The 22,657-nt window shown below is 62.5% G+C and carries 22 protein-coding genes; 17 read left to right on the forward strand and 5 right to left on the reverse strand.

Going from position 1 to position 22,657, the window contains the following annotated elements:
• Positions 1-192 (forward strand): hypothetical protein (locus tag AWB76_RS41870; RefSeq protein WP_208606619.1); only part of this gene is annotated, 192 nt, incomplete at its 5' end.
• 275 nt (positions 193-467) lie between these two features.
• A complete protein-coding gene (locus tag AWB76_RS28335) occupies positions 468-1,331 on the forward strand; it encodes a sugar porter family MFS transporter (protein WP_279616463.1) in 864 nt (287 codons plus the stop codon).
• A 3-nt stretch (positions 1,332-1,334) separates the two neighbouring features.
• Here AWB76_RS28335 and AWB76_RS28340 read toward each other — a convergent pair whose 3' ends face one another.
• Positions 1,335-3,836, reverse strand: a complete 2,502-nt coding sequence (locus AWB76_RS28340; protein ID WP_061163451.1) for a glycogen/starch/alpha-glucan phosphorylase — start codon at positions 3,834-3,836, stop codon at positions 1,335-1,337.
• Between the two features lie 430 nt (positions 3,837-4,266).
• Here AWB76_RS28340 and AWB76_RS28345 point away from each other — a divergent pair, with 430 nt between their 5' ends.
• From AWB76_RS28345 to AWB76_RS28385, 9 genes are all read left to right on the forward strand, one after another.
• Positions 4,267-4,851 (forward strand): hypothetical protein, encoded by a 585-nt coding sequence (locus AWB76_RS28345; protein ID WP_244173482.1) that lies wholly within the window; start codon positions 4,267-4,269, stop codon positions 4,849-4,851.
• Positions 4,852-5,029: 178 nt separating this feature from the next.
• Positions 5,030-5,680, forward strand: coding sequence for a GntR family transcriptional regulator (locus AWB76_RS28350; protein WP_061163453.1), 651 nt, complete (start codon positions 5,030-5,032; stop codon positions 5,678-5,680).
• Positions 5,681-5,818: 138 nt separating this feature from the next.
• Positions 5,819-7,822 carry an ABC transporter permease gene (locus AWB76_RS28355; protein WP_061163454.1) on the forward strand — a complete coding sequence of 668 codons (2,004 nt, stop codon included), beginning with the start codon at positions 5,819-5,821 and terminating at the stop codon, positions 7,820-7,822.
• 3 nt (positions 7,823-7,825) lie between these two features.
• Positions 7,826-8,683: an ABC transporter ATP-binding protein gene (locus tag AWB76_RS28360; protein ID WP_244173483.1), complete on the forward strand. Its 858-nt coding sequence runs from the start codon at positions 7,826-7,828 to the stop codon at positions 8,681-8,683.
• On the forward strand, positions 8,680-9,390 hold the full coding sequence (locus AWB76_RS28365; protein WP_061163455.1) for an ABC transporter ATP-binding protein: 711 nt from the start codon (positions 8,680-8,682) through the stop codon (positions 9,388-9,390). Before AWB76_RS28360 ends, AWB76_RS28365 begins: the two co-directional genes overlap by 4 nt.
• Positions 9,391-9,428: 38 nt before the next feature.
• Entirely contained in the window at positions 9,429-10,556 is a 1,128-nt protein-coding gene (locus AWB76_RS28370; protein ID WP_061163456.1) for an ABC transporter substrate-binding protein, read from the forward strand.
• Positions 10,557-10,578: 22 nt separating this feature from the next.
• The gene (locus tag AWB76_RS28375; RefSeq protein ID WP_061163535.1) at positions 10,579-11,730 is read left to right on the forward strand and encodes an aromatic ring-hydroxylating oxygenase subunit alpha; all 1,152 of its coding nucleotides are present in this window, start codon (positions 10,579-10,581) and stop codon (positions 11,728-11,730) included.
• The gene (locus AWB76_RS28380) at positions 11,727-12,731 is read left to right on the forward strand and encodes an NAD(P)-dependent oxidoreductase (RefSeq protein WP_082864555.1); all 1,005 of its coding nucleotides are present in this window, start codon (positions 11,727-11,729) and stop codon (positions 12,729-12,731) included. Before AWB76_RS28375 ends, AWB76_RS28380 begins: the two co-directional genes overlap by 4 nt.
• Positions 12,728-13,597: an amidohydrolase family protein gene (locus AWB76_RS28385; protein ID WP_244173484.1), complete on the forward strand. Its 870-nt coding sequence runs from the start codon at positions 12,728-12,730 to the stop codon at positions 13,595-13,597. Before AWB76_RS28380 ends, AWB76_RS28385 begins: the two co-directional genes overlap by 4 nt.
• A gap of 8 nt (positions 13,598-13,605) precedes the next feature.
• Here AWB76_RS28385 and AWB76_RS28390 read toward each other — a convergent pair whose 3' ends face one another.
• Genes AWB76_RS28390 through AWB76_RS28405 form a run of 4 tightly spaced genes read right to left on the reverse strand, consistent with a single transcriptional unit; the run spans position 13,606 to position 17,805 of the window.
• Entirely contained in the window at positions 13,606-15,201 is a 1,596-nt protein-coding gene (locus AWB76_RS28390; protein ID WP_061163457.1) for a gamma-glutamyltransferase family protein, read from the reverse strand.
• A 27-nt stretch (positions 15,202-15,228) separates the two neighbouring features.
• Entirely contained in the window at positions 15,229-15,888 is a 660-nt protein-coding gene (locus AWB76_RS28395; protein ID WP_061163458.1) for a GntR family transcriptional regulator, read from the reverse strand.
• Positions 15,888-16,394 carry a RidA family protein gene (locus AWB76_RS28400; RefSeq protein WP_061163537.1) on the reverse strand — a complete coding sequence of 169 codons (507 nt, stop codon included), beginning with the start codon at positions 16,392-16,394 and terminating at the stop codon, positions 15,888-15,890. Before AWB76_RS28400 ends, AWB76_RS28395 begins: the two co-directional genes overlap by 1 nt.
• Positions 16,395-16,437: 43 nt before the next feature.
• Positions 16,438-17,805: an aspartate aminotransferase family protein gene (locus tag AWB76_RS28405; RefSeq protein ID WP_061163459.1), complete on the reverse strand. Its 1,368-nt coding sequence runs from the start codon at positions 17,803-17,805 to the stop codon at positions 16,438-16,440.
• Positions 17,806-18,040: 235 nt separating this feature from the next.
• Here AWB76_RS28405 and AWB76_RS28410 point away from each other — a divergent pair, with 235 nt between their 5' ends.
• The 6 genes from AWB76_RS28410 to AWB76_RS41190 all read left to right on the forward strand — a co-directional run bounded on the left by AWB76_RS28410 (position 18,041) and on the right by AWB76_RS41190 (position 22,419).
• Positions 18,041-18,928, forward strand: a complete 888-nt coding sequence (locus tag AWB76_RS28410) for an arginase family protein (protein ID WP_061163538.1) — start codon at positions 18,041-18,043, stop codon at positions 18,926-18,928.
• Positions 18,929-18,972: 44 nt separating this feature from the next.
• Positions 18,973-19,764 carry an ABC transporter substrate-binding protein gene (locus AWB76_RS28415; protein ID WP_061163460.1) on the forward strand — a complete coding sequence of 264 codons (792 nt, stop codon included), beginning with the start codon at positions 18,973-18,975 and terminating at the stop codon, positions 19,762-19,764.
• Between the two features lie 36 nt (positions 19,765-19,800).
• The gene (locus tag AWB76_RS28420) at positions 19,801-20,493 is read left to right on the forward strand and encodes an amino acid ABC transporter permease (protein WP_061163461.1); all 693 of its coding nucleotides are present in this window, start codon (positions 19,801-19,803) and stop codon (positions 20,491-20,493) included.
• A gap of 12 nt (positions 20,494-20,505) precedes the next feature.
• The gene (locus tag AWB76_RS28425) at positions 20,506-21,240 is read left to right on the forward strand and encodes an amino acid ABC transporter ATP-binding protein (protein ID WP_061163462.1); all 735 of its coding nucleotides are present in this window, start codon (positions 20,506-20,508) and stop codon (positions 21,238-21,240) included.
• 51 nt (positions 21,241-21,291) lie between these two features.
• The gene (locus AWB76_RS28430; RefSeq protein WP_244173485.1) at positions 21,292-22,083 is read left to right on the forward strand and encodes an IclR family transcriptional regulator; all 792 of its coding nucleotides are present in this window, start codon (positions 21,292-21,294) and stop codon (positions 22,081-22,083) included.
• A gap of 162 nt (positions 22,084-22,245) precedes the next feature.
• Positions 22,246-22,419 (forward strand): hypothetical protein, encoded by a 174-nt coding sequence (locus AWB76_RS41190; RefSeq protein WP_157696235.1) that lies wholly within the window; start codon positions 22,246-22,248, stop codon positions 22,417-22,419.
• Positions 22,420-22,657: the final 238 nt, after the last annotated feature.

Consider the following 22,657-nt stretch of genomic DNA (forward strand, 5'->3'; position numbering starts at 1 on the left):
GCTTTACCGGCTCCGAAGAACCGGCCGCACTCGCTATCAAGCGCCCACACTTATCGGCTGTTAGTTTTTAAAGAGCATTGCGCTGAGAATTTGCTTCGCTATTCGCTTGCTTTCTTGCGCGCCGTCATTCAACGGGAGGCGAATTATGCGGTCCTATTTCGTCGCCGTCAAGCGTCTTTTTTCAAAAAATAATCGGGTCATTTCGAATGGGTCCGAATGGACCATCACGCGAGGCAATTGCTTTAGTCAGATCAATGACTTCCCGGCATTCACGCGCTCACGCCGCGCTAATTCTCAAGACCGATCATGTTCACAGACGGCCGGCAGCGGCTGTGCGCCGTATGACCAACACCTGGAGACACCTAACATGAGCACGCTCGCCGCCCCTCGCGTCACGACACCCTCGAACGCCCGACGATATGGCCTCTTCGTCTGCCTCATGGCGGCGCTAGCCGGTCTGCTGTTCGATTCCGGCCGCATTCTTTCTGGCGGGCGTGCTCGCGCTTCCCGACAGCCCGCGCTGGCTGCTTCAGCGAAACCGCGTCGACGAAGCCCGTGCGGTCCTTCGGCGCCTGTATGCCAATCCCGCCGATGTTCAAGCCGAACTCGAACAGGTCAGCGAAGACAACACGCGGCCGCAGCGTGGATGGAACCTGCTGCGCAGAAACTCGAACTTCCGACGCTCCGTGCTGCTGGGTGTCGTGCTGCAGGTTTTCCAGCAACTCACCGGCATCAATGTCGTGATGTACTACGCGCCGCGCATCTTCGAACTGGCGGGCTTCGGCACGCATGAACAGCAATTGTGGGCGACGGTCATCGTGGGCCTCGTCAATGTCATTGCGACCTTCGGAGCGATTGCCTTTGTCGATCGCTGGGGCCGCAAGCCGATTCTCTATGCCGGATGCGCTGTCATGGCAATCGGCATGTGCGCGCTCGGCTTTCTGCTGCATATGGGTGTGGCCGGCCTCACGGTCCAGGTACTCGCCGTCGCATCGCTGCTACTTTTCCTCGCGGGCTTCGCGATGTCCGCTGGTCCGCTCGTATGGATCCTCTGTTCGGAAATTCAACCTCAACAGGGACGCGACTTCGGCATCGCTGTCTCGACGCTCGTCAACTGGGTAGCCAACATGGCGGTCGCGGCCACCTTTCTCAGCTTGCTATCGACGGCCGGCGAGTCAAACACTTTCCTTCTCTACGCAGTCCTTAATGTGGTCTTTGCGATCGTCGTGTTCTTCTATGTCCCCGAGACGCGCGGAGCTTCGCTCGAAAAGCTCGACAACGATCTGATGGCGGGCAAACGTCTGCGCGATTTGGGCAAGGTCGACCGGTAATCGTCAGCTTCGCCGCTCGAGCGATATCTTCACAGGACGAATGTTCCAGATCTGCTCGCAGTATTCGCGAATCGCCCGATCAGAGGAGAACTTGCCCGCATACGCCGTATTCAGTATCGACATGCGGGTCCAGCGCGGCACGTCGCGCCAGGCGAGGCTCACGTCTTCCTGGCGCGCAACATAAGCGGCATAGTCGGCGAGAACCAGAAATGGATCGTGATGCAACAGGTTGTCGACGAGCGGACGGAACATCTCGCGATCGCCGCGCGAAAAGTGTCCGCTGCCGATCAACTCGAGTACTTCACGCAACTTGCGATTCGCATTCGCATACTCAGCGGGCCGATAACCTTCCCGTTTGACGCGCTCCACTTCGTCCGCGCTCAGGCCAAAGAGGAAGAAGTTTTCATCGCCGACTTCTTCACGGATTTCGATATTCGCGCCGTCGAGCGTGCCGATGGTCAACGCGCCGTTCATCATGAACTTCATGTTTCCGGTACCCGAAGCTTCTTTGCCCGCGGTGGAAATCTGCTCAGACAGATCGGCGGCCGGATAAATGAAGTGCGCGTTCTTCACGTTGAAGTCCGGAAAGAATACGACCTTCAGACGGCCGTTTATTGCTGGATCATCGTTGACGACCTCCGCGATGCCGTTGATCAGACGGATGATGAGCTTGGCCATCGCATAGCCCGGCGCGGCCTTGCCGCCGAATACGAAGCAGCGCGGCGCGAGTGGGAGTTGCGGCTCGCGACGCAGACGCATGTATTGCGTCACGATATAGAGCGCGTTCAGATGTTGCCGCTTGTATTCGTGGATTCGCTTGACCTGTATATCGAACAACGCAGCCGGATCGACGACGACGCCCGTCGCGCTCTGAATCTTCGCGGCGAGAATCTGCTTGTTCGCCTGCTTCACGCTGCGCCAGCGCGCCTGGAACGCGGCATCGTCGGCATACTCGGCAAGTTCGCGCAGCCTGCTGAGATCCGTGGCCCAGCCTTCGCCCAATCCGTCGTCCAGCAGCTTTGCGAGCCCCGGATTACTGAGCATCATGAAGCGGCGCGGCGTAACGCCGTTCGTCACGTTATGAAAGCGCTCCGGCCATAGCTCGGCGAAATCCCGCAACACCGTCTCTTCCAGCAGTTTCGAATGAAGCGCGGCCACGCCGTTGACCGCGTGACTGCCGACGGTGGCCAGATGCGCCATACGCACTCGCTTCGCACCGCTCTCGTCGATGAGCGACATGCGTGCGATCCGCGCGTCATCGCCCGGGTAGCGTTGGCGGACATCATCGAGGAAGCGGCGATTGATCTCGTAGATGATCTCGATCAGGCGCGGCAGCAAGCCTTGAAATAACGGCAGGCCCCACGTTTCGAGCGCTTCGGGCAACAGCGTGTGATTCGTATAAGAAAGCGTGCGCCGCGTGATGTCCCATGCATCGTCCCAGGGGACTTGCCGCTCGTCCACCAGGATGCGCATCAACTCGGCGACGGCGATCGAAGGATGCGTGTCGTTCAGTTGCGCGGTGAACATGTCGGGCAAGCGATCGATCGGCTCGCCTTTGAGCGCGAGCAGCCGCAGCATGTCCTGCAACGAACAGGAGACGAAGAAATACTGCTGCGCGAGCCGCAAGCGCTTGCCGGCTTCGGGCTCGTCATTCGGATACAGCACCTTCGACAGCGTTTCCGATTGCACCTTCTCGTGCACGGCCTCGTAGTAATCGCCGGCATTGAAGTCCTGAAGATCGAAGGACTCGACTGCCTCGCTTTTCCAGAGCCGCAACGAGTTGCACGTGTTGACATGGAAGCCGGGTATCGGCGTATCGCAGGCCACGCCCTTGACCGTGTATGCCGGAATCCAGCGGACTCTAAAGCGGCCTTCGTCGTCGGTCGTGCTTTCCGTGCGGCCGCCGAAGCCCACATAGAACGCAACGTCCGGACGCAGAATTTCCCACGGATTCCCCTTCTGCAGCCATTTGTCGGTGACCTCGACTTGCCAGCCGTCGCGGATCTCCTGATCGAAGATACCGAACTCATAGCGAATGCCGTAGCCGATAGCCGGAATCTCCAGTGTGGAGAGCGAGTCGAGATAACACGCGGCCAGACGTCCGAGCCCGCCGTTGCCAAGACCCGGCTCCTCTTCGATCGATAGCAGTTCATCGAGGTCGAGGCCGAGCGCCTGCAATGCCTCGCGCGCGTTGTTCTCGATGCCCAGGTTGATGAGGTTATTGCCGAGCTGCGGGCCGATCAGAAATTCAGCGGACAGATAACAGGCGACCTTTGCATCTCGCGCGACATAGGTATGCGTGGTGGCGACGCGGCGCGTCATCATGCGGTCGCGGACTGCGTAAGCCAGCGCCATGTACCAGTCGTGCGGAGTGGCGATCTCCGGATAGCGCGCCTGAAGACAAATCAGGTTATCGACGATGTCGCGCTGCAGCGCCTCGACGCCCAGTCCGCTGCGCGCGGGCTCGGCGCTCGTCGGTGATTCGAAGGTGGGCGTGCCGTCCATGATCTGTCCTCATTCGCTGTGTGTTCAGGCTGCCGTTGAGACAGCGCCGCGCCGCGTGAGCAGGAATCGACAAGAATGTGCCGGTTGTGTGTCCGGAGGTTGACAGCGCTGCGTCACGGCGCATGGATCGTTGGCAGCCGCCTCAAGTTGCGCGCGCAGATGCCGTTACCAAAGATGGCCGGTGCCAAGTTGGCCGGCCACTTCGAAGGCGTCACCGGCGTCGCTTCATTCATTCCCTTGCCGCGCGTGCAAGTCAAACACCCGAACAAGTATGAAACTCGTCGTTGCGGTATCTGCACTTACCATCGTTTTGGCCGGATGCGGTGGAGGTGGAGACGGTTCAAATAATACGTCAAGCGCACCCGAGACGAATGCCGCTCAAGGCCTTTATTCGGGAACCGATGCGAACAACAACGTCGTGGGCGGCGTCGTGCTCGACACAGGCGCTTTCTATTTCGTGTACGCAAACACGACGACCAACGCACTGGGCTTGGTGCAGGGTTCGGCTTCCGCGTCGCATGGCACTTTCCAGTCCGACAATGCGCGTACTTTCGACATCAGCGGCAAGGGTGCGAGCGATACGCCCGTGCTTGCCGGTTACAACGAGAAGAACAGCGTTCAGGGCGTGACCTATACGAGCACGGCGAAGCAAAGCAGCATCAAGTTCAATGTGCTTTACGACGCGGCCTACGAGCGTCCGATTTCGCTTTCGTCCGTTGCTGGGACATATTCGGGCGCCGCAGGATCGACGAAGGGCGGCGAGACGGCCACGTTCACGATCGGACAGGACGGCGCGATCAAGGGCGCCGGACTGAGTGGCTGCACCTTCAGCGGAATCGCGACGCCGCACGGCATCAAGGACTTTCTCGACGCGTCGGTCACCTTCGGCCCCGCGCCCTGTCTGTATCCCGGCGCAACGCTCACGGGCGTCGTGTTCTTCAGCAACAACGAGGTACTGGCGGCATTGACGTTGCCCGACCGCTCGGATGCGTTTGTGGTTGCCGCTTCCAAATAACCCGAACCCACGTCACGGCGCACTGCGTCGTTGGCGATCGGCAGCATCGACCGTTAGTTGCCTATCGATGATTAAGTATTAACCCCAGTAGTGACACGCAATTTTTGTGGGTCTATGGTTCATCCATTCATGCATGGATACACCTTTACAAACATTACGTCTCACGCATGGAGGCTGCATGGCTGAATGGCACGGAATCCACGGCCTGTCGGCGGAAGACGAGGCGTATCGCTACATCGAGCACGCTATTCGCAGCGGCCGATATCGCGCGGGCGAACGGCTCATCGCGGAAGACATCGCGGGCGATGTCGGCACGAGCCGCATGCCGGTGCGCGAGGCTTTCCGGCGACTCGCCGCCGAGGGCCTGCTGCTGATCCGCGCGAATCGCGGCGCGATCGTGCGCGGACTCGACGCGGCCGAGATGCATGAAGTGTTCGAAACACGCGCGGTGCTCGAAGGCCTTGCTGCCGGCGTCGCCGCAACGCGCGTGACGAAGAAGGACATAGCGACGCTCAGGCATTTGCTGGAGCGCATGGAAAGCGTCAGCGACGACGTCGGCGAATGGGTCACCCGTCATCGCGAGTTTCACGAGCATCTGAGCGGACTCGCCGCCATGCCGCGCCTGCAACGGCAGTTATCGAGTCTTCATTCGATCATCGAGCCGTACATGCGTATCTGGCTCGAACACGGAGAAAAGCCGATGACCTCTCGCCAGTTTCACGAAGAAATTCTGAGCGCGGTCGAAAGCGGCGACCGCGACGCAGTCGAGCAGATCGTGCGCGAGCATGTGCGCGCGACAATCGGCCCGCTGGTCGAACTCGTCCGATAGCGGACACCTCACTCGTCTCTCGATGAGACGTCTTTATTTTCGATTCGTCATCCGAAATATTTTCGATGACTTTTTGAAGTGCTACGGTAGTTCAAACGCGTTCCCCTGCCCGATCGACGCACGGAGAAAACGAACGTCATGCCGTATTTCGAACAACTGCTTCTCAACGGGCTCGTGATCGGCTCGATCTACGCGCTCGCCGCCGTCGCCTATACGCTCGTCTATGGCGTCGTCAAACTGGTGAATTTCGCGTTCGGTGAGCTGTTCATGCTCGGCGGATTCCTCACGCTCACGTTGATGGCGAAGGAGATGACGCTTTTCGGCATGCAGATGCCGATGCCCGGACTCGGCTTCTACATCGCCGCGCCGCTCGCGATGGCCGGTGTGGCCGCGCTCGGCGCGCTCATCGACGTGGTCGCCTATCGTCCGTTGCGTAATGCGCCGCGCCTCGCACCGCTCATTACATCGATCGCGATTTCCGTGCTGCTGCAAAGCGTTGCGCAGACCGTCTGGGGACCGACATCGCTGCGCTTTCCTCCGCTGCCGGTCGGCGGCTTGCCGTCGCTTTCGCTCGGTGGCGATCTCACCGTGACGCCATCGGAGCTTGCCGTATTCGGCTGCGCAATCGTCGCGATGATCGGCGTGCAGTTCTTCGTCTCGGCCACATCTCTGGGACGCGCGATGCGGGCCGCTGCGCAGGATTCGATGGCTGCGTATCTCGTCGGCATTCCCGTGAATCGCATCATCTGCTCGGCGTTCGTGCTCGGCTCTGCACTCGCGGCGTTCGCAGGCATTCTCTACGCGCAATCCTTCCAGTTCGTCAGTCCGACGATGGGCTTCGTGCCCGGCCTGAAGGCGCTGACGGCGGCGGTGCTCGGCGGCATCGGCAGCATTCCGGGCGCGGCGCTCGGCGGCGTGATTCTGGGCGTCGCGGAATCGTTGTGCGCGGGTTATCTGCCCGATGGCTCCGTCTATCAGGATGCGCTCAGCTTCGCGTTGCTCGTGCTGCTCCTTCTGGTGCGTCCGCAAGGCTTGCTCGGCCGCGCCGATCTCAACGTGAGCGCGCGCGGCAGCTTGATGTCCAGCGGCGGCGCAAAGCGCGGCCAGGCGCTCGCCCGCGTATTCGGCTCGCTCGATCGCGCGTTCGCCGCACTGGGACGCTATGGCGAGAAGCGCGTCGCGATCGGCGCACTCGCGGTCGCGATTGCCCTCGGCGTCGCCATTCGTTCGGACTACTGGCTGAGCACTCTCGTGATGGTGCTGGTCTACGGCATGCTCGCGAGCGGGCTGAACATCGTCGTCGGATTGGCGGGTCTGCTCGATCTCGGCTTCGTCGCGTTCTTTGCGATCGGCGCGTATTTCTCGTCGCTCGTTTTCGTGAGCGTGATGCAGAATCACTTCGGCGTGGACACTGCATCGATCTGGTGGCTCTTCTATCCGAATCTGCTGGTGGGCGGCCTGCTCGCGGCGCTGCTCGGCGCGATTCTTGGCTATCCAACGCTGCGTGTGCGCGGCGACTATCTCGCGATCATGACGCTCGGCTTCGGCGAAATTGTGCGCATCGTCGCGACGAACTGGATCTCCGTCACCAATGGTCCGATGGGCGTGCGCGGCATTCCCTCGCCTCAGTTCTTCGGCTTGAGTTTCGATGAACCGCGCGCGCAATTCTTCTTCGCGCTCGGGCTGACGGCAATCGTGCTGTTCATGGTCGCGCGATTGTCGCGCTCCTATGTCGGCCGCGCCTGGGTCGCATTGCGCGAGGACGAGGACGCCGCCGAAATGATGGGCGTGGCGGGCACGCGCTTCAAGCTGCTCGCCTATGCGTGCAGTGGCTTCGTCGGCGGTGTCGTGGGCGTGTTCTACGCGCATCTGCAGCAATATGTCAGTCCGGCGAGTTTCACGCTCTTCGAGAACATCCTCGTGCTGATGCTGATCGTGCTCGGCGGGCTCGGCACGCTCATCGGTCCATTCATCGGCGCGGCCATCTGGATCGTGTTCCTGCAACTCTCGCTGAGGATACCGTTCGTGTCCGCTTATCCCGAGTCCCGCTATGTGCTGCTCGGCGTGCTGCTCGTCGCGCTGATGCTGTTCCGCCCGGAAGGCATTGCCGCGAAGGCGCGTCTTCGCCTCACGATGGAGTGAAGCATGACCAACGCCCGAGCGCACTCTCTCGCCATGACTGTCGATACCGCACACGCTCACGCCGATGCCGTGCGCACCGCGACGCAAGGCGACGTCGGCCTGCCCTTGCGCGCGCAGGGTTTGACCGTCACCTTCGGCGGCCTGACGGCCGTCAAACAGCTCGATCTCGATGTGCAGGCGCACGAAATCCACGCGCTCATCGGACCGAATGGCGCGGGCAAGACCACGGTCGTGAACGCGCTATCGGGATTCGTGCGGCCCGCTGCGGGCCAGATCTGGATCAATGGCGCGAGTTCGCCGCACTGGCGCTCGCACACGCTCGCGCGCGCCGGACTCGGACGCACCTTCCAGAACACGCGTCTTTTCGGCTCGATGAGCGTGCTGGAAACCGTGCTGGTCGGCGCGCACAGCCGCTTCGGCGGAGGCGCGCTCGCAGCGCTGTTGCGCACGAAGAAGGCGCGCGAGCAGGAGCATGCCGCTATCGCCGATGCGCATCGGCTGATCGAATTCGTGGGACTCGGCGCGGATGCCCCGGCAAAGCAGGCGAGCGCCCTATCGTATGGACATCAACGCCGCGTTGAACTGGCGCGTGCATTGATCGCACGGCCGCGCGTGCTGCTGCTCGATGAACCGCTCGCGGGCATGAACGTAAGCGAGAAGCTAGAGCTGTGCGGCCTGATCCGGCAGATTCGCGAGTCGGGCGTGGCGATTCTGCTCATCGAGCACGATATGGATGTGATTCGCAATCTCGCCGATCGCGTCACCGTGCTTCATTTCGGCAGCAAGCTGATCGAGGGCACGCCGGACGCCGTGCTCGCCCACGACGACGTGCAGTCCGCCTATCTGGGAAAGAGCCGATGAGCGCGCCGCTACTCGAAGTCCGCGATCTGTCGGTTTCCTATGGCGGCGTGAGGGCCGTGCGCGGCGTGTCATTCGATGTCGGCGACGGCGAAGTGGTCAGTCTCGTCGGCAGCAACGGCGCGGGCAAGACGAGCACGTTGCAGGCGATCTCAGGGCTGCATCGCGGCGCGACGGGCAACGTGCGCTTTCGCGGCGCATCGATCGACGCACTCACGCCCGATCAACGCGTGAAGGCGGGCATCGCGCACGTTCCCGAAGGACGCCGCGTGTTCGCGGGTCTGAGCGTCGAGGAGAACCTGCTGCTCGGCGCGTATCTGCGGCGCGAACGTCATGAGACGACGCGCGACATGGAGGACATGTACGCGCTCTTCCCTATTCTTCACGAACGCAGGCGGCAGGCAGCGGGCACGCTCTCCGGCGGTGAGCAGCAGATGCTCGCGATTGCCCGCGCGATGATGTCGCGCCCCGCGCTGCTCATCCTCGACGAACCGACGATGGGTCTCTCGCCGCGCATGATCGGCGTCGTGCTGGACACGTTGCGCAAGATTCGCGAGCGGCGCGTGCCGATACTGCTCGTCGAGCAGAACACCGTCGAAGCGATTCAGATGGCCGATCACGTCTACGCGATGCGCGTCGGCGAAGTCGTGGGCCGTCAGACGGGCGCGAGCGTCACCGAGGCGTCGCTGAAGGCGTTCTATTTGAGCTAACCGGGACATCGATCATTCACACTCAAGGGGAAACGATCATGAACGTTCTTCGAAGCCTGTGCCCCATCGCATGCGCACTTGCGTTGGCCGCGTCGCCCGCGTATGCGGACGACACGGTGCACGTGGCCTTCGCCGCCACGCTGACCGGCGACTTCGCCACATACGGCGTGAGCGGCAAGAAGGGATTCGATCTCGCCATCGCGAACATCAACGCGCAAGGCGGGCCGAAAATTTCCGTCGATACCGTCGACGATCACGGTCAGCCGAACGACGGCGTGCTCGCGGCAAACCGCTTCTGCGGCGATGAAAATACCGTGGCCGTCGTGGGCTACACGTTCAGTTCGATCGCGCTCGCCACCGTGCCGCTCTACAAGAAGTGCAAGATGCCGACGATCGGCACGGCGGTCACGAGCCCGCAACTCTCCAACGCGAGTCCCTGGTTTCGTCGCGTGGTTCTCACCGACGCCATCCAAGGCAAGATGATGGGGCAGTACACGGCGAATCAACTGCACGTGAAAACCGTCTATACGCTTTATCAACAGGACGATTACGGCCTCGGCGTGAACGGTGCGTTCAAGTCGGCGTACCAGGAAGCGGGCGGCAAAATCGTCGGCGAAGGCGGTTATGTGCTCGGCACCAAGGACTTTCGCACGATCCTGACCAAGGTGAAGGCCGCGCATCCCGATGGCCTTTTCATCGGCGGCTTCTATACGGAAGCCGCGCAGATCGTCACGCAGGCGAAGGCGCTCGGCATCGACGCAAAGATTCTCGGCACCGATGGCTCGCTGTCGCCGCAGCTCATCAGCCTGTCCAACAATGCTGTCGATGGCATGACGCTCTACGGCATGTTCGATCCGGATGCGTCTTCGCATTCTTCGTCGCAAAGCGCGGCGTTCGTCAAGGCGTTCACCGCGAAATACGGTCAGGCGCCGGATAGCTGGGCCGCGCTGGGCTACGACGCGGGGCTGGCCATCGGCAATGCCGTGAAGGCCGCGAAGGCGAAAGGGCCGGTCACGCGCGATTCGGTCAACGAGGCGCTGTCCGCGGTGAACGTCGCCGGTGTGACGGGTCCGGTGTCGTTCGAAAAGAGCGGCGATCGCAAGGGCACGCTCTATTTCTTCACGGCCCACGACGGCAAGTTCGCGCTCGCCGGCCAACAGAAATGAATCGCGCATGAAGGACGAGATCATGCCATCCGATATCACCCAACGCCCGGCGCCTTTCATCTGGTCGGGGAAGTCGCTCGGGCAGGCGCGCAGCATGCCCGGCCGCTTCTATACTTCGCGCGAAGTCTTCGAAGCCGAGCGCGAGCACATCTTTCTGAAGCACTGGTTTTTCGTCGCGCGTGCGGAGGAACTGCGCAAGCCGGGCGACTATCGCGCGATCGATACCGCAGGCGGCCCGATCCTTCTCACGCGCGACGGGAACGGCGAGCTGCATGCATTTGCGAATACGTGCCGGCATCGCGGGGCGCAATTGCTCGAAGGCTGCGGCGCGAAACGCAGCATCGTGTGCCCGTATCACGCGTGGTCGTATCGGCTCGATGGCAGCTTGCTGCGCGCGCCGGGCACGCAGGACGTGCCGGGCTTCGACGCTGCGTCGGAAGGCTTGATTCCCGTACGCATGAGCGAGTGGAAGGGCAATCTCTTCCTCAATTTCGACAACGATGCCGACGACCTCGACACGCATCTCGGCGCGTATCCGGAGTTGTTCGCGTCGCATCGCGTGGAGGATATGCGCTGCGTGTTTCGTGTCGATCTTCCCGCGGCGTGCAACTGGAAGATGCTGCTCGAAAACGCGATGGAAACGTATCACACCGGACTCGTGCACGCGCGCACGGTCGGCGCGCAGACGAGCCTCACGTTTCCCGGCGGCCCGAACTGGCACGCGATCCAGGTTCAGTCCGACGTATCGACGGCCGTGCTCGACAAGAGTGCGCCGCCGCCCTTCCCGCAAATCGACGGCTTGAGCGACATCGCGCGCAAGGGCACGTTCTTCACGCTGATCGAGCCGCTCACGCAACTCGTGTTCGCACAGGATTGCATGTGGTGGCTCGCCGTGCATCCGGTTGCGGCGGACCGCTCGGTGTTGAGCGTCGGCGGCTGCTTTCCGCGTGCGTACACCGAGATGCCCGACTTCGAACAGCGCGCGCGTCCGTACTTCGAGCGTTGGGAAGCCGTCGCGCGCGAGGACGTCGCCATTCTGGAAAGGCAGCAGCGAGGCGTCAGTTCCGTGCTGTACAGGCCGGGCGTGTTGTCGTCGCGCGACGACGTCGTTCACACGATGAACACCTGGGTCGCCGCGCGGCTGCCCGCTCATCTTGTCGGAGGCTCAGCGTGACGCGCGTGCTCATCACCCATAACAACGAGCTGCTCGAAAACTTCTACAGCGCGCGTGCCGTCGAGCGTCTGCGCGAGTTCGTCGACGTGAAGATGAACGGCACCGACGCGCCGCTGCAAGGCGATGCGCTCGTCGAGGCCGCGCAGGACTGCGACATCATCATCTCCGATCGGCTCGCGCCCGGCACGTCCGATGTGTTCGATCGCCTGCCGAAGCTCGCCGCATATCTGCGCTGCGCCGTCGATATTCGCAATGTCGATGTCGCGGCGGCGTCGCGCAACGGCATTCTCGTCGTGCGCTGCAGCGCGGGCTATGCAGAAGCCGTATCAGAACTCGCGCTCGGCCTGATGATCGACCTCGCGCGCAAGGTCAGCCAAAGCACGGCGAGCTACAAGGACGGGCTCGTCGATCATCCGATGGTGCTTGGCCGGCAGCTATTCGGCAGCACCATCGGCGTAGTCGGCTATGGCGCGATCGGACGGCGCATCGTCGATCTGGCGCTCGCGTTCGGCATGCGTGTGCTCGTCAACGATCCGTATGTCGAGATTCATCACGGCGCAGTGACTCAGGCCAGCTTGCCGGACTTGCTGCGAGACGCGCATTTCGTCGTGTGCGCGGCCTATGCGACGCCGGAAACCGTCAACCTGTTCGACGAGCGCGCCTTCTCCCAAATGCGGCGCGATGCGTTCTTCGTCAACATCTCGCGCGGCGTGCTGGTCGACGAAGCAGCGCTCGAAACCGCGCTGACGTCCGGGCGCATCGCGGGCGCGGGCCTCGATGTCGGACGCGGCAAGGACGAGCAGCCGAATCCCGCCATCGCGCGTCTGCCGAATGTCGTCGCCACGCCGCACGTGGCCGGGCTTACGCCGGAAGCGTCGGATTATCAGGCGGTCGAAACGGTGCAACAGGTGCGCGATCTGCTCGCGGGGCGGTCCGTGGCGCTTGCGGTGAATCCGGGCGATGCGCATCGTGTGGCGCGGCTCGCACGGAGCGATGCATGACGATGCGCGATATCCGTCATCCTTCCGCGCCCGCGACGGCCCTGCCCGCCGGCGCCACCGATTGCCACATGCACGCGTATCTCGCGCCATCCGAACGGCCGACCGATGCCGCCGCCGCATTTCCGCCCGTGCCGCATGGAAGCATCGAGAATTATCTGCGCGTGCAAAAGCGACTCGGACTTTCGCGCGCAGTCGTCGTGCAACCTTCCGTGTATGGCTTCGACAACTCGCCGACGCTCGCGGCAATGGCCACGCTCGGCGCGAACGGACGCGGCATCGCGGTGGTTCCTCCGGATGTATCGGACAACCAATTAATTCGCCTGACGAATCTCGGCGTGCGTGGCGTGCGTTTCTTCATGCTTTCCGGCGGCGCATTGCCGTGGGATTGTCTGCCCGGTCTCGCGGCGCGCGTCGCGCAGTTCGGCTGGCACGTCCAGTTGCAAACGGATGGCCGCAAGCTCGCGGACCATGCGGCGATGCTGCATGCGCTGCCATGCCGGCTCGTCATCGATCACAACGGCAAGTTCCTCGCGCCGGTCGAGACCACGCACGCGGGGTTTCGCACCCTGCTCGAACTCGTCGATCGCGGCAATACGTGGGTCAAGACATCGGGCGTGTACGAGACTTCAGTCGAAGGCGCGCCCGATTACGCCGACGTCTCGGCGCTCGCGAAGAAGCTGATCGAAGTCGCGCCGGAGCGATGCCTCTTCGCCACCAACTGGCCGCATCCGACCAAGCCGCATGCGCCGCCGGACGACGGTCATCTCATCGATCTCTTCATGCAATGGTGCGGCAACGCGCGAACCGCCGCGCGCATCATGGTCGATAACGCCGCCGAGGTCTACGGCTTCGAACGCGCGACTTGAACGGCCGCTCAAAGCCCGAGCGCGCAACCGTCCTTGCGATGATCCGACGCGCCGGAAAGCGTGCCGTTCTCCCAATCGATGGAAATCGCCTGCCCGCCGCCGATGGCCCAGCCTGGCGGCACGAGACTGAAGCCGCGCTCCGTCAATGCGCGTCTTGTCTCGTCGGGCAACGTGCCTTCGGCTTCGACGCGATCCGTCCCAGGCACAGGAAACACGCGCGGCAGATCGAGCGCGGTTTGCATGTCGAGTCCATAGTCGAGCAGCTTCGAAACGAAGTGCGCGTGACCCATCGCCTGATAGTGCCCGCCCATCACGCCGAACACCGTGCGCACCTTGCCGTCACGCGTGATCATGCCGGGGATGATCGTGTGCATCGGCCGCATGCGTGCAGCAATGACGTTGGCATGTCCCGGCTGCATCGAAAAACTCTGGCCGCGGTTGTGCAGCATCACGCCGAATTCGGGCGACATGATGCCCGAGCCGAACTGATGAAACAGCGAGTTGATGAAGCTCGCGCAGTTGCGATCCTTATCGACGACGCAGATGTACACGGTGTCCTTGTGCTCCACCGATGAAGATGGATTCATCGCGTTGCTTGCCCGCTTTTCATCGATCTGCGCACGCAATGCATCGACGTTCCCGGGCGACAGCAGTTCATCGACATTCATCGTGCCGCCCGCGCGCGGATCGGCGAGCGATTGATCACGGATCGAATAAGCAATGCGCGTCGCCTCGATTTCACGATGCAGACGCTCGGCGCTCAGTGGATCGCCTTCACCCGCGAAGCCTTCGAGCATCTTCAGGATCAACAACGCGATCACGCCCTGCCCGTTCGGCGGACACTCGTGTATGTCGTGTCCGCGAAAGCTTGCCTTGATCGGCTGCACGTATTCCCCGCGATAGCGCGCGAAATCGTCCAGCGTGTGCAAGCCGCCGAGACGATTCAGGCAGTCGACGATATCTCGCGCAATCGGCCCGCGATAAAACGCATCGCGCCCTCGCCCGGCGATGATCTCGAACGCCCGCGCAAGCTCCGGCTGTTTGTGCAGCGCGCCAGCCTCCGGCGCCCTTCCGTCGATCAACATGCGCGTTCGGCTCATTTCGTCCGCGGCGAGCACGTCGCGCTGATTCGCCCAGTCCGACGCCGCGCGCGGCGCGACCGCGTAGCCATCGCGAGCGAGCGCGATCGCAGGAGCCAGCAGCCGTCCGAGCGGCATCGCGCCGTGATCCGCGACGAGCGTCGCCCACGCATCGACCGCGCCTGGCACCGTCACCGCATGCGGCGACTGACGCTCGATCGCGGATACGCCAAGCGCGCGCAACGCGTCGACGCTCGCTGCTTGCGGCGCCCATCCCGATCCGTTGAACGCGATGATGTCGTCCGTGCCGCGCTTCGAATACAGCGCGAAGCAGTCGCCGCCGATACCCGTCGAGCCTGGTTCCACGACGCACTGCACCGCGCACGCCGCAACCGCAGCGTCCATCGCGTTGCCGCCTGCCTCCAGAATGCGGATGGCCGCATACGACGACGCCGGATGCGACGTCGCCGCCACGCCGTCTTTCGCCGTCACGATGGAACGTCCCGGCGCTTCGAAGTTTCTCATCTCATCGTTCCTCGGACGTTCACGGCACTATGACTTCACGAACTCGACGAGCGCGGGAATCGTCGCGCGGACGTGTTCACGCACGGCCAGCTCCACGCGCTTCGGATCGCCGCTTTGCAGCACCTCGATCAGACCACTGTGATCCTCGCGCGATGTCATCGGCTTGTCGGCGTGTTCGAGCCAGATGCGCATGTACGGTTCGATCGCCGAATGAAGTCCGGACAACTGCCGCATCAGGCGCGGCATCCCCGCGAGTCCCGTCAGATATTCGTGGAAATCGCGGTGATACGTGACCCAGAGCGAGTGATCCGCGTTGGCGTTTTCCATGCGGTCCAGAAGATGCTCCAGATTGGCGATGCTGTGCCGGTCGATTCTCGGCGCGGCCATGCCTGCCGCCAGACCTTCGAGCGCGGCGCGCATTTCGAATACTTCGCGCATTTCATCGGCATCGAGTCCGCGCACGATGACGCCGCGATTCGGCCGGATACGCAACAGGCCTTCCGCCGACAGCCGGCGAAACGCCTCGCGCACCGGCATGCGGCTCGTGCCGATCTCGACGGCGATATCCTCCGCGACGAGCCGCTCGCCCGCGCGATAACGTCCCGCGCGTATCGCGCTTTCGATGAAGCGATAGGCTTCGTCCTCGGCCGAGAGCGAGAGGCCGCTCGTCGCGATAAGGTCGGGCATCACGGTCTCCTTGCCGGCTCCGCCACTTCGACGGTGACCCATGTTTCGAAGCAATAGTCATCGGCGAGCGATGTCACGCCGATAGTCGCGCGCGGCGCAACCGCGATCTCGTCGCCGAAGACATCGACGAGAAAGTCGGTCATCGCGCTGGCAACGAGATGCGGCGCGGTGAACTCGGGATCGCACGCGACGAAGTTCAGCACGCGCGCAAAGCCGACGACACGATCCAGATCGCCGACCGCATTCTTGATCGCCGCGACGCAGTTGATGCCGGTTTGACGCGCGGCGTGACGGGCATCGTCGACGGAAATCGTGCGGCCCACGCGGCCCGGAAACCGCGCGTTGCCCTCGGCATCGATGCCGGCCGTTTGCCCGGACAGCAGCAGCAACTGACCGTATTCGTAATACGGCTTCATCTTGCCGTACTTCGTGCCGTAGTACGACGGCCCCACTTCGTTCAAAGGCAACACGATGCCCATGTCCTGCAGGCGAGTTTCGATGCGCATGCTGTTTCCGTTTCGCGATGATGTTTCGATGAGCATTGGGACATCAAACTTGCCGCGCGACGTCGTCGATGGCTGCGCTCACGCGGTTCAGCAGATCGTCGAGTTCGTCCTCGCTGATGATGAGCGGCGGACACAAAGCAATAGCATCGCCGATATTGCGCGTGATGACATTGCGCCGAGCGAGCGCTTCCGATGCGAGCGTCCCGAGCTTGCCCGGCATCTCGAAGGGACGCTTGTCTTCCTTCGACGCCACCAGTTCGATCGCGCCGATCAGCCCGACGCCCCGCACTTCCCCGACGAGCGGATGCGCGGCCAATCCTGCGAGACGCGCATGCATGCGCTCGCCGAGCACGCGTGCGCGTTCGACGAGCCCGCGTTCCTCGATGATCGCGAGATTCTCCAGCGCCACCGCGGCCGCGACCGGATGCCCGCCCGCCGTGAAGCCGTGGCCGAAGGTCATGCGCCGGTTGCTTTCCTCGGCCACCGGACCATAGATCCTGTCATTGATCATCACCGCCGATATCGGCATGTATGAAGACGACAGTTGTTTCGACAGGATCATGATGTCCGGCGACATTCCATAGTATTCCGAACCAAATGTCTTGCCGAGCCGACCAAATCCGCAGATGACTTCGTCCGCGACGAGCGGAATCTCGTGCTTGCGCAAGACCGCCTGCATCTTCGGCCAGTAGCCTTCAGGCGGCGCAATCACGCCGCCCGCGCCGATCAGCGGTTCCGCGAACATCGCGACGATGGTGTCCGCGCCTTCGCGCTGAATCAGCGTATCGAGCTCTTGCGCGAGACGTGTGGAGAGCGCATCCTCCGATTCGCCCGGCTTGCCTTCGCGATAGAAATGCGGCGCGCTCAGATGCAGGAAGCCGGCGAGCGGCAGATCGAATCCCCCGTGCACGTGCGGCATGCCGGTGAGGCTCGCCGAGCCGATCGTCACGCCGTGATATGCGCGCTGCCGGCTGATGATTTTCTTCTTTTGCGGCTTGCCGAGCGCATTCGCCCAATACCAGAGCAGCTTGATCGCGGTGTCGTTCGCCTCCGAACCGGAGTTGGTGAAGAACACCTTGCTCATCGGCACCGGCGCCATGCCGATCAGCTTCGCCGCGAGATCGATCAAAGGCTGATGCGAGCGCTGCACGAACGAGTGATAGAACGGCAACACGGACATCTGCCGCACGGCGGCATCGATGAGACGCTGCTCGCTGAAACCCAGCGCGACGCTCCACAAACCCGACAGCGCCTCGATGTGCTTCTGTCCGTGTTCATCGATGACGTAAATGCCCTCGCCTCGCGTCATGACTTTGCCGCCTTCCTGCGCGTTCTTCACGGCGTTCGTGAACGGATGCAGATGGAACTGCGCGTCGCGCTTCGAAAGCGCGCTTGAATCGGTCCATTCCATGTTGTCCTCATACGATCGACATCGATTCGATTACGAATGTAAGACTGGATACACGTATGTTTCAACGATGCTATTCGACCGAATTCCGGGTGTAAAGGCCTTTTTGAGACCGTGGAAACGGCGATTCGTATCGCATAGCGATATTTATTTACCGCTTTGCGTGACGACATCCGCAGAACTAACATGACTTCGACCAACGGATCGAGAGGACCGAGCGATGTCATTCGTCACCTACATGAACGTGCCGATGAAAACCGACGCGGCCAGAGGCGCATCGCGCGCATGCGTGCTCGGGATTCCTTTCGATTGCGGCACGCACCCGTTTCGCGTCGGCTCGCGCGAAGGTCCGGACGCGATTCGCAGACATTCGCGCCTTCTGCGTCCGTTCTTCGTCGATCCGCAGGGGCGTCCCGCCAATCCGCTCGCAGCGCTCGGTCTCGTCGATGCGGGCAACGTCGACTGTCATCCCGGCGATATCGCGCGCAGCTATCCGCTGATCGAACGCGCGATCGACGACTTGCTCGCCGCCGGCATGACGCCCGTCACGATGGGCGGCGACGGCGCCGTGACGCTGCCGCAATTGCGCGCGGTGAAGAAGCATCATCCGGATCTCGTGGTGCTGCATATCGATGCGCACACGGACACCTACGATCTCGACGGTTTCAACACGGCCACCACGTTCACGCGCGCATCCGAAGAACGCCTGCTCGATGAGCACCGCAGCTTTCACGTCGGCGCACGCGGCACGACGTTCATGGACGGCGTGCTCGGTTTCGGGCGCTCGCTCGGCTACAACGTCGTGCCCTTCTCCGAATTCGAAGCCGATCGCGAAGGCTGCATCGCGAGGATTCGGGAACGTATCGGCAAACGGCCCGTGTATCTGTGCTTCGACATGGACATCTTCGATCCGTCGTGCGCGCCCGGCGTCTGCACGCCGGAATGGGGCGGCCTGAATCCGAAAGAAGGCATCGCGCTGTTGCGCGCGCTCGCGGGCCTGAACTTCGTCTCCTTCGACGTCAACACTGTCTCGCCCGCCCAGGATGTCGGCGAAACCACGGCGTTTCTCGCCGCGACCGTCATGCTCGAATGCTGCGCGCTCGCCGCGCAGACGCCGTCCCGTTAGCCGCACGCCGGATCATCGTTCCATCACTTGCGAAGAGAGCCGTCATGAACCGTGTGAAATCGCTGTCTCTGCTCGCCGCGACCTGCGCGAGTCTGCTCGCATTGCCCGCCGGCGCGCGCACGCTCGCCGAAGTCATGCAGACCAGGACCCTGAACGTCGTGACGACGGCATCGAGCCCGCCGCACGGTTTTCTCGATCCCGCTTCGAACTCGATGAAAGGCATCATGGTCGATGTCGCGGACGCGCTCGGCAAGCGTCTCGGCGTGGCCGTAAAACTCACCGACGTGCCCTTCGATGGCCTGATTCCGACGCTCACGTCGGGCCGTGCCGACCTGATGGCCGCGCCGCTCTTCATCACCGAGGAGCGCGCGCAAGTGGTCGATTTCAGCGCACCGATCTACGGCTGGGGCGAAGGCGTCGTGATCCGCGACGGCGACAAGAAGCACTACGGCTCGCTCGACGACTTCAAGGGCGCGAAGGTCGGAACGCTCGTCGACAGCGTGCAGTACAAGATGATCAAGGCGCTGCCCGGCACGGACGTTTCAACTTATCAGGACTACTTCTCATTACTCGCCGATGTGCGCGTGGGCCGCATCGATCTGGGTGTCGTCGATCCGCCGAGCGTGCTCTATCAGATCAAGGCGAAATCGATTCCCGGCGTCAAGCTCGACACCGGCTATCACGCGCAGAAGCAATGGCAAGTCGGCGCATGCACGCAGAAGAATAATCCGACGCTGCTCACCGCCGTCAACGACGCGCTCGCGAAAATAAAGCAGGACGGCGAGCTGCACACGATTCTCGCGAAGTGGGGCGTGGCGAGCATGGAAAGCCACTGACGCCTTCGACACCAACCGGCAACGACGGAGCACGCCATGACGTCCGACATCCTCAAGACCTATCTGGAGCCACTGTTGCAGGGCGCGTGGTGGACGTTCGCGCTGTTCGCCGCGTCGTCGCTGCTCTCGGTCGCGCTCGGACTCGCGGTGTGCTTCTGCCGCATGTCGTCGCTCGCGCCGGTGCGTACGGCCGCGAAACTGTATATCGACATCATTCGGGGCACGCCGCTGCTCGTGCAGCTCTTCTTTCTCTACTACGGGCTGCCCGAACTGGGCGTTGTGATTCCCGGTTTCGTTGCGGGCGTGCTCGGGCTTGTGCTCAACTTCGGCGCGTATCTCGCCGAGCTGTTTCGCGGCGGCATTCAGTCGGTCGATAGCGGACAGTTCGAGGCATCGCGCGCGCTCGGCATGACGCGCGCGCAACGCATGCGCGCGATCGTCATGCCGCAGGCGCTGCGCACGATCTTTCCGGCGCTCGGCAACTACGCGCTGGTGCTGGTGAAGGATACGTCGCTCGTCGCGGTGATCAGCGTGTACGAACTGATGCGCGCGGGACAGATGCTCGCCGGTGCGACGTTCCGGTCGCTGCTCGTGTATTCGCTCGTCGGGGCGATCTACTTCGTGATGTGCGGCGTGCTGTCGTCTTTGTTCCGTCGCGCGGAGAAATCGCTTTCGATTCCCGGGTACTGGAGCGGCTCCCCGGACCACAATCCCGCCGCAAAACTCTGACTGGAGCGACGCATGGAACCGATCATTTCGATGCGCGCCGTCTCCAAGTGGTACGGCGAATTTCAGGTGCTCGACAACATCGACCTCGATGTGCAGCCGGGCGAAAGGCTTATCCTGTGCGGTCCGTCCGGCTCGGGTAAGTCGACGACCATCCGTCTCGTCAACGCGCTGGAGGATCATCAGAAGGGCGAGATCGTCGTGAACGGCATCACGCTCGATGGCCGCGCCGCGAGCATTCGACGCGTGCGCGCCGAGGTCGGCATGGTGTTTCAGCACTTCAACCTGTTTCCTCACCTGAGCGCGCTCGGCAACTGCACCGCCGCGCTCAGGCTCGTGAAAAAGATGCCCGCGAAGGAAGCCGACGCGCTCGCCATGCACTACCTCGAACGCGTAAAACTCGGGGCGCACGCGCACAAGCATCCGGGACAGTTGTCGGGTGGCCAGAAACAGCGCGTTGCGATCGCGCGCAGCCTGTGCATGCAGCCGCGCATCATGCTGTTCGACGAGCCGACCTCCGCGCTCGATCCCGAAATGGTCAAGGAAGTGCTCGACACGATGATGCAGCTCGCGCGGGACGGCATGACCATGATCTGCGTCACCCACGAGATGGGCTTTGCGCGCGAGGTCGGCGATCGCATCGTCTTCATGGATCATGGCAAGATCGTCGAAAGCTGCGAGCCGCGGCGCTTTTTCAGCGCGCCGCAGTCGGCGCGGGCGCGCGAGTTTCTTGGGCAGATCGTCGCCTGAGGCGCACCCGTCGCCTTCCGCTCGCGGCAAGCGCGATCACCTGGACATCACATGAACGACATGACGCCGGGCGACGAATCTCGCCTCTATATCAATTCGCTCGCGCGCGGACTGCAACTGCTCACCGCGTTCACCGAAGATCGCCCGACGATGAAACTCGGCGACCTCGCGGAAGCCGCCGGCATGACGAAGAGCGCCGCGCAGCGCTTCGCTTATACGCTCGTCGCGCTCGGCTACCTGCGCAAAAACGAAACGACCAAGGTGTACTCGCTCGCGCCGCGCTCGCTCGATGTCGGTTTGCGCTATCTGCAGACGAGCCCGCTCGTGAAGAGCGCCAATGCTTACGTCCACGCGTTGAACCGTGCGTGCAAGGAGACTTGCATGATCGCGGAACTCGACGGTCACGATGTCGTGTATATCGCGCGGTTTCCGACGCATCGCGAGATGTTCGTCAATATGCCGATCGGCATGCGCCTTCCGGTCTATTGCACTGCAACAGGCCGTGCCATTCTTTCGCGCCTCGCTGATGCAACGTCCGCGGGCCTGTTCGAAGTCTGCGAGCGTGTGTCGTATACATCGGAAACTATTACCGATATATCGCGGCTGAACGAGTTGCTCGTCGAAGCACGTGAGCGCGGCTTTGCATGGGCGAACGGCGAGTACTACAACGGCGACATCAATATCGCGGCGGCGATTCTTGCACCCAACGGCAGGCCGGTCGGTGCTGTGAACGTGTCCGCTCCTTCGACTCGATGGACGCTCGAAAGCGCGATCGCGGAGATCGGACCGCAAGTGGTCGAGACCGCGCGTGCGATCGGCGGGGCAAATCTCACGCATAAGTGACGCGACGCCACGCGTCTTCGTGAAGTTTGGGCGCCGCGCTCAAGCGTCGAACAGACGTGGTTTGTCACGGCTTATCGCGACATCGACACCAAGGTGCGACGCGCATACTCGATTCCGGTAGATGTTCCAACACAATGCGTTTCGCGACCGGACGAGGTGAACATGTTTTTACTCCAGTTTCTTGGCACGATGGCCTTCGTCGCTGTCGTCTTGCTCTCCTTGATCGCGGCGCTGGACATTTTTGTTCCGCGGCTGATCCCGGTACCGGTTGAACGGCGCTCGTCTGGATCATCCCGTGCGCGCAAGCTTGCGAAGGTAGATGCGCGCGTGCGATGAGATGCTGCGGGCTGACGTCGATGGCTTAGGCTGCGGTGCACGACGCGTCGAGACTGTAACTTTCTTTGGATGGGTGCGCGGCTCTGGGACGGTAGGCAACAAATCCAGCGGCGTATTGATCACTACGCTAATCGTGGTATTTATCACGAGCGGCCCGTCCCGGCTCTTCTGCGGACGATCTTAGGCTCGGGTAGCTCGCACCTCGACGGACAGCCGTCGCCTCTCCGTGAAACAATCG

The organism is Caballeronia temeraria, assembly GCF_001544795.2.
Lineage (GTDB): Bacteria > Pseudomonadota > Gammaproteobacteria > Burkholderiales > Burkholderiaceae > Caballeronia > Caballeronia temeraria.